The following is a 13,207-nucleotide window of genomic DNA, read 5'->3' as shown; positions in this document are numbered from 1 at the left end:
CGGGAAGGTGTGTTCACCGCTCTTCCGGCGTAGGCTCACTGGGCGTGGATCTCGACTTCGTGTGTGTACACGCCGGAAGGGCGGCTTCCGAGCTGACCCGGCGTGATGTTGCCCGTGCGCTGCTCGCCGTGCCGTCCGGCGTGGCACTGGTGGCGCTGCCCGATCTGAGGCGGGCGCTGCTGGCGGCGGGCAACCCGCTGTCGGTGCCCTTCTGGGACTCCGCGAAGGCGACGCTCAGCGCGATCGAGTCCGGCGGCGCGACCGTGGGGGACGTGCAGCGCTGGATGGAGTCCACCGGCACCGAGCCGCTCCTGCTCACCCCGAGCTTCTTCGTCTGGCCCGAGGAGGACGAGCGAGGACCGGTCGGCGAGGAGATGTTCCACGGGCTGGTCGCCTACCTGGAGGAGCGGGTCGCCGCCGGGGAGATCGATCCGGACGCGCTCGCCCGGGGCGACGAGCAGGCCAGGGAGGCCTACGCGGATCTCCAGGAGCGCTGGCTCACCGGCCCGCTGCCCGACGGGCGGATCCCCGGAACCGCGGTCTCCGACGAGCAGGACGAGGAGCTGTTCGCCGCCTGGGACGAGGAGGAGGCGTTCGCGCTGGCCGAGCTGCGGCGCATCCTGGCCGAGCTGCCCGACCCCGAGCGGCCCGTCAGGGAGCTGCAGGCCGCGGCCACCCGGCTGCGCGAGGTGCTGGGCAGGCCCGGCTATCCCGGCAACGTGCTGCGGGCCTGCGCCGGGTACGAGGGGGAGCCGCTGCCGGCCGACGACGAGGAGCTCTGGCTGACCGTCACGGCGGGCATCGCGGGGCCGATCTCCGACCTGCCCGACGAGGAGGACCGGCTGGAGGTCTTCTCCGACCTGGACGGAGAGCTCAGCCACGAGGACTCGGTGCTGGCCGCCCTGTGCGCGATCCACCACGCCGACTGGCTGGCCGTGGTCGCAGCCCTGGCCAGGCGCGGCCCCGGGGTGCTGGCGTCGCCCGAGCGGATCGCCAGGCTCATCGCCGAGTCGGAGGACATCGACGTCGACCTGGACGAGCCGGAGGACCTGGAGGCGGCCGAGACGCTCTTCAGCTCGGTCACCCCGCTCTGGGCGTGCCTCGGGATCGTCGACAGGACCGAGGTGCTCACCTCGCTGGGCCGCTGGGGGCTGCCCAGGGCGCTGGAGCGCGCCTGGTCCTCGACGGACACCCTCGGTGACTGACGGGCGTTCCCGTACGGCCAGAAGCAGCCGGTGAGCCGTCGTGTACGGCCAGAAGAGGCCGGTGAGCCGTCGCGATCCGTGGTCGCGCTTCGTGACGGCGGTCCTTGACGACGGCCCGTGACGGCGCCGTCCGCCGGTCGGCGGACGGTCCGGCTCTCGCGCGGCTCCGGGCGGGAGCCGTGAGGTCAGGCCTCCTCGTCGAGGAGGTCGAGGTAGCCCTCGGGGACCAGATCCTTGTACTCGAGGTGGCGCCGGATGTAGCGGGCGATGAACGGGCAGAGCGGCACGACCGACCGGCCCGACGAGCGGCTCGCGTCGAGAGCCGCTGAGGCCAGCCGGCTGCCCAGGCCCTTGCCCTCGTGCTCGGGGAGGATCTCGGTGTGGGTGAAAAAGATCTTTCCGGCGCGCAGGCGGTACGCGGCGAACCCGGCGACCCCGCCGTCCAGCAGGATCTCGAAGCGGGAGGCCTCGGGGTTGTCGGAGACCTCGATGTCGTCGGCCATGGTCGTTCTCGCTCTCGGGGTTTTCGGCTCGGCTGATCCCGCCCCTCGCGCGTGTCGCGCGGTGGCCGGTCGGGACCGTGGATCCGGCGGGGCCGGGGCTAGGGAGCGGTCGGCGTCGTGGTGGTCGTAGCGGCGGTGTCGGCGCCCTTCCGCTCCCTCAGCTCGGCCTCGGAGGGGACCTCGATCCTGGAGATCTGCTTCCTCATCGACTTGACCAGCAGGTACAGGGCGAACCCCAGGCCGGCCACGACGAGGAAACCCAGGAGACCTGGGCTGACGTCACCTTTGGTGACGGTGTCGAATGCAATCACATGTCAAGTTTGCCACCGTCACCCCATGGTCGCGTCAGTGGCAGGCGTGCGAGACCGTGTCCGCCGGGACATCCGTGTGGACACCGGTGAACAGGTCGTCCTCGGGAAGCTCGACGTCCACGAGCGAACGGGCCAGGTGGTAGTCCTCGGTCGGCCAGACCTCGCGCTGCAGGTCGCGCGGGCAGACGAACCAGAAGCCGTCCGGGTCGACCTGGGTGGCGTGCGCGAGCAGCGCCTCGTCGCGGAGCTCGAAGTAGTCGCCGCAGGGGACGCGGGTGGTCACCGGCCACTTCTGCGGGCGGTCCTCCCAGCGGGAGATCCACTCGGCGTACGGGGAGCCGATGCCGCGGTCGTTCATCGCCTCGTGCAGCGCCTCGAACCGGTCCTTGGTGAAACCCATGTGGTAGTAGAGCTTCAGGGGCTGCCAGGGCTCGCCGGCGTCCGGATAGCGGTCGGGGTCGCCTGCCGCCTCGAAGGCCTCGACCGAAACGCGGTTGGTCATGATGTGGTCGGGGTGCGGGTAGCCGCCGTCGTCGTCGTAGGTCAGGATCACGTGTGGCCTGAACTCGCGGACGGCCGCCACCAGCGGCTCCGAGGCGACCTCCAGCGGCTGCAGCGCGAAGCATCCCTCGGGCAGCGGCTCGCTCTCGTCCTCCGGCAGGCCGGAGTCGACGAACCCCATGAAGCGCTGCTGCACGCCGAGGATCTCCCGGGCGCGCTCCATCTCCAGGCGCCGGACCTCGCCGATGTTCTCGAGGATCTCCGGGCGCTCCATCTTGGGGTTCAGGATCGACCCGCGTTCGCCTCCGGTGAGCGTACAGACCAGCACGTCCACGCCCTCGGCCACGTAGCGCGCCATGGTGGCGGCTCCCTTGCTCGACTCGTCGTCGGGATGCGCGTGAACGGCCATCAGCCTGAGCGGTGCACTCACGGGCTCGGTGTCTCCTTATGTCGGTCGCGCGTCGGATCGTCGCCGGTCGCCTCGCGGACGGCCCGCCTGGCCGTGTCTTCCGCTCCGCTCGACGTGGTGCCCCCGCGCGCCCTCGGCTTACGTCACTCTAGGGAGAGGTTAGTTTCTCTTGGGCGGTCGCGAGGGCGAGGCCCCCGCAGGGGACAATTGTCTCGGATAACACCGAGGTAGTGCAGGGAGATTCCGTCATGGCCACCAGCGAAGCCGAGAAGGGCCGTCAGGACGGTCCTGTCCTCGGCACCCCGGGCGACTTTCCCGACCGCCCGGAGCGCAGGGGGCGCTTCGTCGTGCATGTCGTGATCGCGATCCTCTGCGCCGTGTGCGCGGGGGGATGGGGCTACGTGATGTGGGCGGCGAAGGGCAACACGGAGGTCATCGACCAGGTCATCGCGTTCGACACCAGTCGCGGCGATTCTGTGCAGATCACCTTCGAAGTGGTCAAACCATCTGATCGCGCGGCGCTCTGCCGCCTGCGGGCCACGGATGTCAGCCACGTCGAGGTCGGCAGCAAGGAGGTCAATATTCCGGCTGGTGAGGGGTATGTTCGGCTTACCGAACGGCTAGAGACCAGTGCTCCGGCCACTTCCGGCCATGTCCAGTACTGCTATCTCGTATAGTGAGACATTTGGGGAGGCGGTCGAGGGGTTAACTTGTTAGCCTTTCGAAATTCGACCGACCGCAACCCCCCAAGCACCAAGCACGAAGCCCCCGAGGAAGCAAGGAGAACCCGTGGCCGACTCCCACAGCGAGAGCGTCACCTGGCTCACTCAGGAGGCGTACGACCGCCTGAAGGCTGAGTTTGAGCACCTCTCGGGGCCCGGGCGCGTCGACATCGCCAAGAAGATCGAAGCGGCACGCGAGGAAGGCGACCTGAAGGAGAACGGCGGCTACCACGCCGCCAAGGACGAGCAGGGCAAGATGGAGGCCCGCATCTTCCACCTCCGCCAGATCCTCGACAGTGCCAAGGTCGGCGAGGCGCCCCGCACCGAAGGTGTGGTCGGTCCTGGAATGACAGTCACCGTCCGTTTCGAGGGCGATGACGAGGAGGTCGCCTTCCTGCTGGCCTCCCGCGAGGAGAGCGGCGCCCCGATCGACGTCTACTCGCCCAAGTCGCCGCTCGGTGCGGCGATCAACGGCAAGAAGATCGGCGAGAAGGCGACCTACACGATGCCGAACGGCCGCTCCAACACGGTCGAGATCCTTGAGGCCGTGCCGTACATCGGCAACTGACCTCCCCATACTCCGATCGATTCGCTGATCCGCCGGGACGGGTGTCCTGGCGGATTGCCGTGTGTCAGAGGATTTGGCAGGGTTTCGTAAGTCGTGCGGCCACATTGCAGATAGGGCGCTTTTCGATGGGTTCGCGTGCATTGGAGGGCGCTCTACGGCACCCTCGTAGGGCTGGAGTCCGCGGGGAAGGGGAGATGTCGTGTTCGATCGGCGGCCACGTGTCTCCGACCTGATCCGGGAGGCCCGGCAGGATCTCGCCTACCGCCCCCGCCTCCGCCACAGCCACCGCACCACCCACCTGATGAGGCGGGTCGTCCCCGTCCTGGCCGTCCTGCTCGTCGGCGTGCTGGCCACCGGCCTGATGGTCTTCGCCCAGATGCCGGAGGCCGAGCCGGAGACGATCACGATGCGCAGGTCCGTCGCCACCCTGCCGACCCAGGTGGCGAAGCCCGCCCAGGGCGGGCCGGCGGCACCGGAGCCGGTGGCACCGCTCACCTCGATGCGGCAGCCGCACCTGTTCGTCGTCGCGCACCGGCCGCTCAGCGCGACCGTGGTCGCCAGGATCGCCCAGCTGTCCGGGGTCCGGGCGGTGGAGCGGGCCGACGCCGCGGAGGTGATCCTGGACGGCAAGCCGGTGCAGACGCTCGGGGTGAACCCCTCGACGTTCCGCGCGTACACCCCCAAGCCGACCGCGCGCTCCGACCGGCTCTGGCGGAACGTCTCGGCGGGGGAGGTCGCCGTCTCCTTCGTCCTGGGCAACGACGGGGGCATGCCCCTTGGCAAGACCTTCACCACCGCCGGGCGCAACCTGCGCGTGGGCGCCTACGCCACGATGGGCATGGGCGCCATCGACGCCGTGGTCTCCCGGCCGACCGCCCGCGCGCTGGGCATCCCGGAGAACAACGCGCTCGTGGTGAGCGCGCCGAAGGCCGACTCCGCGAGGCTGCGTCTCACCCTCCTGCGCAACCTCCCCAAGGGGTCGCAGGTCGCGATGATCAACCCGGTGCTGAGGGCCCCCGGCAAGACCGCCGCGGAGACCACCGGCAAGACCGTGACCTGGTCCGCGAGCTCCTTCATGACCGCCCCCCAGGTCACCACCGCGCTCACCGCCGCGATCGGCAAGCTCGGCCGCCCGTACGTGTGGGGCGCCGAGGGTCCTGACACCTTCGACTGCTCGGGCCTGGTCCAGTGGGCGTACGCGCAGGCGGGGATCAAGGTGCCCCGGGTGACGCACCAGCAGTTCGTCTCAGGTCCCCAGATCCCGCTCTCCGAGGCCCAGCCCGGTGACCTGCTGTTCTGGCGGCACGACCCCACCAACCCCGGTTACGTCTCGCACGTGGCCATCTACTGGGGAGGCGGCAAGATGCTGCACGCCCCCAGGACCGGCGACGTGGTCAAGCTCGTCCCCGTCACCACCCGCAACTTCGCCGGGGCCGTACGGATCAGCCCACAGGTCGCCGCCCGGGTCCGCTGACCCGCGTCCTCCGTTCCCACGCCTCCCGCACGTTCCCTCGCGTTTTCCCGCGTCCCCACGCGGTTCCGCCTGCCCGGGTTCGGCGCGGCGCGATGCTGGCCTCGTTCGATGAAGCGTTGTAATCTAAATTACATGGGAAAAGATGAAGCAGTGGCGAAGCTGCGCGGCTGGTTCGCGGGGAGGTTGCCCGAGGAGTGGTTCGAGGGCGGGGTGGAGATCGTGCTGGACCGCGAGGAGATCGCGGTGGTCGGCAGGCTCCGGGACCCCGCGCTCGGTGACGACGTCTCGGAGGTGGAGCGCTCCGCCGCCATGGAGGGCGGCATCCTGCGTTTCCGCGAGGAGACCAGGGAGCGGCGCGTCGAGATCGCGCTCGAGGCCGAGCAGCGCTTCCGCAGAAAGGTCTCCTGGGGAGTCGCCGTCGGCGACAAGACAGTGATGTTCACCACACTCTCGGTGCCTGTCATGACCCGGCTCAAGCAGTCGGAGCGTCAGGTGCTCGACACCCTCGTCGCGGCCGGGGTGGCCCGCAGCCGCAGTGACGCGCTCGCCTGGTGCGTGCGCCTGGTGGGCAACCACACCGACACCTGGCTGGCGGATCTGAGGGACGCGCTCCAGCACGTCGATCGCGTCCGGGCGGCGGGCCCGGACGTGAATTCCTGAGCCTGGGCAGCGGAAATGACCAATGAATTGGTCTGAACCTGTTCGCCGATTGGTTTAGACCTTTCTCATTGGCCTATACCACTGCCGATGCGGCTTTTTTAGATTCACTTCTTTTGGGTAGGGGTTTCAAAACCTTGCGTCTCCTGCCAGGCCATACGCGGTAGGAGGCGCCGGGCCTGGAGCGCCATGACGCGTGATCGTGCGAATTCACTGGTCTATGCCAATTGGATTGAGCGCGGTTCGTTCGTCAATGATGTTTTGGCCCGGAGAAGTGTAAAGGAGCCCCAGTAGTGTCCGTTACCGTAGATGTCACCGCCGTCAGCCCGACCAGCCACGAGGAGCTTGCCGGGTGGGTCAAGGAGATCGCCGAGCTGACCCAGCCGGACCGGATCGAATGGTGCGACGGCTCCGAGGCCGAATGGACCCGCCTGACGAACCTGCTGGTCGAGCAGGGCACGTTCACGCGTCTGGCCAAGCGACAGAACAGCTTCCACGCCACCTCCGACCCCAGCGACGTCGCCCGGGTCGAGGACCGGACCTACATCTGCTCCGAGCGTGAGGAGGACGCGGGGCCGACCAACAACTGGATCGCCCCCGCCGAGATGCGCCGTACCTTCGGCGAGATCTTCAAGGGCAGCATGCGCGGCCGGACGATGTACGTGGTGCCGTTCTGCATGGGCCCCCTGGGCGGTGAGATCTCCCAGCTCGGCGTGGAGATCACCGACTCGCCGTACGTGGTCGTGTCCATGCGCGTCATGACCCGCATGGGCGACGACGCCCTGCGGCTCATCGAGGAGCGCGGCGGCTACGTCAAGGCCGTCCACTCGGTCGGCGCCCCGCTGGAGCCCGGCCAGGACGACGTGCCGTGGCCGTGCAACCCCACCAAGTACATCAGCCACTTCCCCGAGACCCGCGAGATCTGGTCCTACGGCTCCGGGTACGGCGGCAACGCCCTGCTCGGCAAGAAGTGCTACGCCCTGCGCATCGCCAGCACGATGGCCCGCGACGAGGGCTGGCTGGCCGAGCACATGCTCATCCTCAAGATCACCCCGCCCTCCGGGGAGACGCGTTACGTCGCGGCGGCCTTCCCGAGCGCCTGCGGGAAGACGAACCTCGCCATGCTCCAGCCGACCCTCCCCGGATGGAAGGTCGAGACGATCGGCGACGACATCGCCTGGATGCGCTTCGGCGACGACGGGCGGCTGCGCGCCATCAACCCCGAGGCGGGTTTCTTCGGCGTCGCCCCCGGAACCGGTGAGTCCACCAACGCCAACGCGATCAGGACGCTCTGGGGCAACAGCATCTTCACCAACGTCGCCCTCACCGACGACGGCGACGTGTGGTGGGAGGGGCTCACCGATCGGCCCCCGGCGCGCCTGACCGACTGGAAGGGCCGCGCCTGGACGCCGGACTCCGGCGAGCCCGCCGCACACCCCAACGCCCGCTTCACGGTCCCGGCCGCGCAGTGCCCGACGATCGCCCCCGAGTGGCAGGACCCCGAGGGGGTGCCGATCTCCGCGATCCTGTTCGGCGGGCGCCGGGCCAGCGCGGTCCCCCTGGTCACGGAGTCGATGAGCTGGCAGCACGGCGTCTTCGTGGGGGCCAACATCGCCTCGGAGAAGACCGCCGCCGCCGAGGGCAAGGTCGGCGAGCTGCGTCGCGACCCGTTCGCGATGCTGCCCTTCTGCGGCTACAACATGGGCGACTACTTCGCCCACTGGCTCAGGATCGGCCGGCGCGAGAACGCCCGGCTGCCGCGCATCTACTACGTGAACTGGTTCCGCAAGGACGACGAGGGCAGGTTCATCTGGCCCGGCTTCGGCGAGAACACCCGCGTGCTCAAGTGGATCGTCGACCGCCTCAACGGCCGGGCGGAGGCGGTGCGGACCCCCATCGGCCTGCTCCCCGCCCAGCTCGACACCGAGGGCCTCGACGTCTCCGAGGAGAACATGCGGACGCTGCTGAGCGTCGACGAGGAGATCTGGAGGCAGGAGGCGTCGCTCATGCCCGCCTTCTTCCAGACCTTCGGCGACCACATGCCCAAGGAGCTCTGGGAGGAGTACGAGGCCCTCGTCGCCCGCCTGGGCTGAGTGCCGCCTGGGCCGCGTGCCCACCTGGGCTGGGCGCCCGCCTGGATCGAGTGCCAGGCCGGACGGGGTGTCCGCCAGGGTTGATCGCCTGCCTGGATTCGGCGTCCGCCAGGGTTGATCGCCGGGCAGGGCACCCGCGCCGGGGGAAGGCGCGTCCGGGGTCACCGGCTCCGGCCGCGCCGGGGCCGGTGACATGCGTTTCGCCTGGTGACCGACATTTCACCGGGTCGCCATCGAAGCCGGGTGAAACTTCTGCCAGGCTGTGCGCGTCTACCTGGGTACACGGGACGTCACTCCTGTGGCCCACCTTTCCCCCCAAGGAGGCGGACATGGAGTTCTCACTGTTCGTCATCGCCTTCGTCGTCGGCCTGGTCATCCTCTCCACGGCCTTCGCGTTGCACCGCGAGCACCGCCGGGTTCGCTCGGCCATGATCGGCCACTACGGCGGGCCACCGAACCCGTACGAGCTCGCCTATCTCTCCGGAGGGCCGCGCCGCGTGATCAACACCGCGCTCGGCCTGCTGGCCAGGGCCGGGGCGATCCGGATCTCGCGCGGCGGCCAGGCCAGCCTGGTCGCCGGGGCCCGGCCGTCTCCCGACCCGATCGAGTACGCCGTCATGGAGTCGCTCCACCTGCGCGGAGGCTCGGCCCCGGTGGGCGAGGTCCGCCGCGCGGTGGCCGAGGGGCAGAGCGTCGACGGCCTGCGCTACCGCCTGCTGGGGCTCGGCCTGCTGGTGCCCGAGGGCGCGCTCGACCACGCCCAGGTGCTGCTGAGCCGGCTCCAGATCACCTCGATCATCGAGGTGATCGTCGTGGCGGGCATCCTGCTCGCGGGAGCCACCGGGGGCCTCGGCACCTTCGCGCTGCTGGTGGGCATGTTCTCGGTGATCGGTGGTTTCTCCGTCTACACGCGGCAGAAGCGGGCGCTGCGCGACGTTCTGAGCCACGCCGGTCACGAGGTGCTCGCCTCCGCCCGCCGGACCTACGCGCGGGGCGCCCGCCCTGTCGCGCCTGATCTGGCCTTCGCCGTCGGCATCCCCGTCGCCCTGTACGGCCTGAGCGAGCTCGACGAGCCCGGCCTGGAGGAGGAGCTCCAGCGCCAGGCCGCGGGCGGTTCGAGCGGCTGCGCCACGGGCGCCTGCGGCGGCGGTTCGAGCTCGGGGGACGCTTCCTCCTTCGGCGGTGGCGGTGACTTCGGCTCCGGTGGCTGGGGTGACTCCGGCGGGTCGGGTGACGGCGGTGGCGGGTCCGGCTGCGGCGGAGGGTGCGGCGGTGGCGGTTGCGGTGGGTGAGCGGCGTCCGGCCCCGGCGGTGAGGACGGCCGGTGCCGCAGGAGAGGCAGCGGTGGTGCGGCGGGCAGGTCGGAACGGTGACGCCTCCGATGGCGGCTGAGTCTCCGGCGCTGGGGGTGGGCATCGGCTGGCGGCCGGAGATCGACCTGACCGTGGAGCGGCTGCCCGGGGTCGACTTCGTCGAGGTCATCGCCGAGAACATCGGCCCCGCCAGGCTCCCCGAGTCGCTGCGGGTGCTCCGCGCCCGCGGGGTTCCGGTGATCCCGCACGGTGTCGGGCTGGGCATCGGCGGCGCCGAGCCTCCCGACCCGCGGCGGCTGGCGCACCTGGCGGACTGCGCCCGCGCCCTGGACGCGCCGCTGGTCAGCGAGCACCTCGCCTTCGTACGGGCGGGCGGGATGGAGGCCGGGCACCTGCTTCCGGTCCCGCGCACCCGGGCCGCGCTCTCCGTCGTCGCCGAGAACGTGCGGCGGGCGCAGGACGCGCTTCCCGTACCGCTGGCTCTGGAGAACGTCGCGGCCCTGTTCGGCTGGCCGGAAGACGAGATGACCGAGGCCGCCTTCCTCGGCGAACTGGTGGAGATGACCGGCGTCGGGCTCCTGATCGACGTGGCGAACCTCTACACGAACCAGGTCAACCTGGGCCTGTCGGCCACCGCCGCGCTGGACGGCCTCCCGCTGTCCGAGCTGGCCTACGTCCACGTCGCCGGAGGCCACTCCCACCAGGGGCTGTGGCACGACACCCACACCGCCCACGTCCCGCAGGACGTGCTGGACATCCTCTCCGAGCTGTGCGCCCGGGTCGATCCGCCCGGTGTGCTGCTCGAATGGGACGACGACTACCCCAGCGACGGCGCCCTGCAGGGGGAGCTCGACCGGATCCGCGGCGCGATGGCCCGTGTCTGACGACGCGGTGCCCGGGGGCGCCACCGGCCGGGTACGGGAGCCGGGCGGCCACGAGGGGCGGGCGGCCGTCGAAGGGGTTCGAGGGACCGCCAGGGAGCGGGAAGCCGCGAGAGAGCCGCTGGAGGCCGGGGAGGGGCGGGGGGTGCACCGGGAGCCGGAGACCGTCGAAACGGCGCGTGAGGCCCTTGCTGGGGCTCAGGAGGCCCTGGTGGCGGCCCTGGTGGCCGGGCGGGAGGCGCCGCGGGGGTTCGACCGGGAGCGGCTGCGCGTCCAGGAGGCCGGCCTGATCTCCAAACGGCGCAGGACGGTGGCCAGGCTACGGCCCGACCTGGTCGCGTCGCTCGGCGACGGCTTCGCCGGGGAGTTCGACGCGTACGCGAGAGGCCGCCCCAAGCCGCCGGGCGGCTCCCACGCCGACGCCCGCGACTTCGCCGACCGTCTCCGCGCGGCGGGACGGCTGCCGGAGGAGCCCGTGACCCCCGAGCCCGGCCCCGCGCCCCGCCGGTGGTCGCTCTTCGGCAGACGCCGTTGAACCGCGCGTCGAGCCGGTCGAACCGGCCGCGTCGAACCGCGTGCGTCGAGCCGGGTGCCGCCGGGCCGGAGGCGCTGAGCCGGGTGCCGCCCCACATCGAGCGTGCCGGACCGGGCGCCACAGAAACTTCTGGTCGTCCCCGTTCGTCCACTGGGTAGTGAACCTGGCGCAGGGACGTCATCCCGGAGGCCGTCATGCAGACCGTACAGATCATCGTCGTGGTGGGTCTCGCGCTTCTGGGCGTGTCGGTGCTGATCGCGCTGCGCCTGGCCGTGCGCCCCTCTCGCGTCTACGAGGGGCCCGAGCTGACGCCGTACGAGCTGGCGCTGCTCGCGGGCGGCCGGCCCCGGGTGGTCGACACCGCGCTGGCCTCGCTGACCGCGACAGGGGCGGTCAGGGCGCGGCGCGACGGGCGGCTGACGCAGGTGTCGGGCCAGGTCGGTGTGCTCACCCAGCCGGTGCAGACCGAGATCCTCGACCACCTCAGGGGGCAGGGGGACGGCGTGCCGGTCTGGGTGATCAGGGGCAGGGTGGCCCAGGGGGCCGCGGTGACCATGCTGATCGCGCGGCTGAGGGACCTGGGGCTGATCGACGCGCCCGGTTCCGGCCGGGCCGACCCCACCCACCCCAACCGTGCGGGGAAGACCGCGCTGGCCCACTACCGCCTGCGCCACCGCGAGGACAGGTCCCTGCCGCCCCGGGCCGGCGGCCACGTCGACCACGACGAGCTGAACATCCTGGGCGTCGCCCTGTACGGCCTGAATCAGTGGGAGGACGGACGGCTGTCGGCCGCCCTGTCCATGGACGGCCCGCCACCGCCTCCCGCGCCACGACGCGGCTCCCGTCGCCGCGGCGCCTCCGACGCCTCGGCGGGTGCTTCCTACGGCTTCTTCGGCGGCGGCGGGGGTGGGGGCGGGGACGGCGGGGGCGGCTCCGATTCCGGCTCAGGTTCCAGCTGCGGGGGCGGGGGCGGCTGCGGCAGCTCCTGAGGGCCCTGTCCGGCCGGGGCGCGGTCGGTCAGGTTGGGCCGACACCTGCCGGCCGACACCTGTCGGCCGACATAGGCCGGCCAACATAGGCCAGCCGATCCACGCCGGTCGATCCACGCCGGCCGGCACGTGCCGGCCCATGATCGGGCGCCTGCATCGGAGTGACCGTCGGAAAGTTCGTCGATCACGAAACCTGGCCGCTGCGGCCCGAGGACGAGGGGCCGCACCCGGCGGGCCCCGAGCCGCTGTGGAGCGAGTCCGTCTATCTCGGCTTCGCGGCCGAGGACGGTTCGCTCGCCTTCGCCCCGGTCGCCATGACGTCCCCCGACGGGGAGGTCGCCCGCTTCCCGCGCGCCCTGTGCCGGTTCGAGGCCGAGGACGGGCGGTCCGGGTACGGCTGGACCGAATGGCATCAGCCGCCCGGCTGGCGGGGACATAGATGGCGTTGATCGTGTTTTGGCGGACTGGGCCAGGGATACCCTCTCTGAGGTGGGGGGACTGCGTTGTCTTGATGGTTCTTATCTGACCGTTACGCCGGTGGCGTGCCGTGACAGTGTCGGCACGCCGTACGAGATCACCCTGCAGCTGCACCGCGACGGCGCGCTGTACGGGACGGTGGGCGAGCGGTGCGGCTGGTTCCTCGCCCGGCTGGCGCGGGGGGTCGCCGAGGCGCGCGCGGGCCACGAGGCCCGGTGGCCCGACCCCGACGACCGCTTTCCCGGCGACACGGAACTGTTCGCCTTTCGTTACCGGGCCAGGAACGGTGTCGTCGGCGGCGGCGAACTCCGCTGCCAACTGCGGACCATCCCGGTCTGGGTCCCGGGGCTGCGGGGGCCCGGCGGGGAGTGGCGGCTCACCAGAAGGGCTTTCCTGGAGGCATGGGGCGGCGGCGGGATGGGGATGCGCGCCGTTCTGACATCCTCTGAGCTGGGTGTTTTCGTGGAGGCGCTCGTCGCGGAGGCCGAGGACTGCCTGGGGTCCCGCAAGCCGGGCGAGCCCGCCAGAACCCTGTAGAGGGGGCGGAGGGGTCCGCAGGGCGGCGATAA

The 13,207-nt window shown here is 71.0% G+C and carries 15 protein-coding genes; 12 read left to right on the top strand and 3 right to left on the bottom strand.

Going from position 1 to position 13,207, the window contains the following annotated elements; translation table 11 throughout:
• Positions 1–44 precede the first annotated feature (44 nt).
• The gene (locus ACTOQ2_RS17780; protein ID WP_440068274.1) at positions 45–1,205 is read left to right on the top strand and encodes a hypothetical protein; all 1,161 of its coding nucleotides are present in this window, start codon (positions 45–47) and stop codon (positions 1,203–1,205) included.
• A 185-nt stretch (positions 1,206–1,390) separates the two neighbouring features.
• On the opposite strand, the gene ACTOQ2_RS17775 is transcribed toward ACTOQ2_RS17780, so the two are convergent.
• From ACTOQ2_RS17775 to mca, 3 genes are all read right to left on the bottom strand, one after another.
• Positions 1,391–1,708, bottom strand: coding sequence for a GNAT family N-acetyltransferase (locus tag ACTOQ2_RS17775; RefSeq protein WP_440085632.1), 318 nt, complete (start codon positions 1,706–1,708; stop codon positions 1,391–1,393).
• Positions 1,709–1,806: 98 nt separating this feature from the next.
• Positions 1,807–2,019, bottom strand: a complete 213-nt coding sequence (locus tag ACTOQ2_RS17770) for a hypothetical protein (protein WP_440100633.1) — start codon at positions 2,017–2,019, stop codon at positions 1,807–1,809.
• Positions 2,020–2,053: 34 nt separating this feature from the next.
• The gene (mca, locus tag ACTOQ2_RS17765; RefSeq protein WP_440100632.1) at positions 2,054–2,950 is read right to left on the bottom strand and encodes a mycothiol conjugate amidase Mca; all 897 of its coding nucleotides are present in this window, start codon (positions 2,948–2,950) and stop codon (positions 2,054–2,056) included.
• 227 nt (positions 2,951–3,177) lie between these two features.
• On the opposite strand from mca, the gene ACTOQ2_RS17760 reads away from it, so the two are divergent.
• The 11 genes from ACTOQ2_RS17760 (at position 3,178) to ACTOQ2_RS17710 (ending at position 13,175) form a co-directional block, all read left to right on the top strand.
• Complete coding sequence (locus ACTOQ2_RS17760; RefSeq protein ID WP_350971844.1) at positions 3,178–3,606, top strand: DUF4307 domain-containing protein; 429 nt, start codon at positions 3,178–3,180, stop codon at positions 3,604–3,606.
• 112 nt (positions 3,607–3,718) lie between these two features.
• Entirely contained in the window at positions 3,719–4,219 is a 501-nt protein-coding gene (greA, locus tag ACTOQ2_RS17755) for a transcription elongation factor GreA (protein ID WP_344750139.1), read from the top strand.
• Positions 4,220–4,418: 199 nt separating this feature from the next.
• Complete coding sequence (locus tag ACTOQ2_RS17750) at positions 4,419–5,693, top strand: C40 family peptidase (protein ID WP_440100631.1); 1,275 nt, start codon at positions 4,419–4,421, stop codon at positions 5,691–5,693.
• 132 nt (positions 5,694–5,825) lie between these two features.
• A complete protein-coding gene (locus ACTOQ2_RS17745; protein ID WP_440100630.1) occupies positions 5,826–6,353 on the top strand; it encodes a hypothetical protein in 528 nt (175 codons plus the stop codon).
• A 290-nt stretch (positions 6,354–6,643) separates the two neighbouring features.
• Positions 6,644–8,443, top strand: a complete 1,800-nt coding sequence (locus ACTOQ2_RS17740) for a phosphoenolpyruvate carboxykinase (GTP) (RefSeq protein ID WP_440100629.1) — start codon at positions 6,644–6,646, stop codon at positions 8,441–8,443.
• Between the two features lie 329 nt (positions 8,444–8,772).
• The gene (locus ACTOQ2_RS17735; RefSeq protein WP_440100628.1) at positions 8,773–9,735 is read left to right on the top strand and encodes a TIGR04222 domain-containing membrane protein; all 963 of its coding nucleotides are present in this window, start codon (positions 8,773–8,775) and stop codon (positions 9,733–9,735) included.
• Positions 9,736–9,824: 89 nt separating this feature from the next.
• Positions 9,825–10,640 carry a DUF692 domain-containing protein gene (locus tag ACTOQ2_RS17730; protein WP_440100627.1) on the top strand — a complete coding sequence of 272 codons (816 nt, stop codon included), beginning with the start codon at positions 9,825–9,827 and terminating at the stop codon, positions 10,638–10,640.
• Entirely contained in the window at positions 10,633–11,172 is a 540-nt protein-coding gene (locus ACTOQ2_RS17725) for a hypothetical protein (RefSeq protein WP_440100626.1), read from the top strand. Before ACTOQ2_RS17730 ends, ACTOQ2_RS17725 begins: the two co-directional genes overlap by 8 nt.
• A 194-nt stretch (positions 11,173–11,366) precedes the next feature.
• On the top strand, positions 11,367–12,161 hold the full coding sequence (locus tag ACTOQ2_RS17720; RefSeq protein ID WP_440100625.1) for a TIGR04222 domain-containing membrane protein: 795 nt from the start codon (positions 11,367–11,369) through the stop codon (positions 12,159–12,161).
• Between the two features lie 161 nt (positions 12,162–12,322).
• Complete coding sequence (locus tag ACTOQ2_RS17715; RefSeq protein WP_440100624.1) at positions 12,323–12,610, top strand: DUF7064 domain-containing protein; 288 nt, start codon at positions 12,323–12,325, stop codon at positions 12,608–12,610.
• 88 nt (positions 12,611–12,698) lie between these two features.
• Complete coding sequence (locus ACTOQ2_RS17710) at positions 12,699–13,175, top strand: hypothetical protein (RefSeq protein WP_440100623.1); 477 nt, start codon at positions 12,699–12,701, stop codon at positions 13,173–13,175.
• The last annotated feature ends 32 nt before the right edge of the window (positions 13,176–13,207 follow it).

This window comes from Streptosporangium sp. H16 (assembly GCF_051918855.1).
Classification (GTDB): domain Bacteria; phylum Actinomycetota; class Actinomycetes; order Streptosporangiales; family Streptosporangiaceae; genus Streptosporangium.
This window is presented reverse-complemented; position numbering and strand designations above follow the sequence as displayed.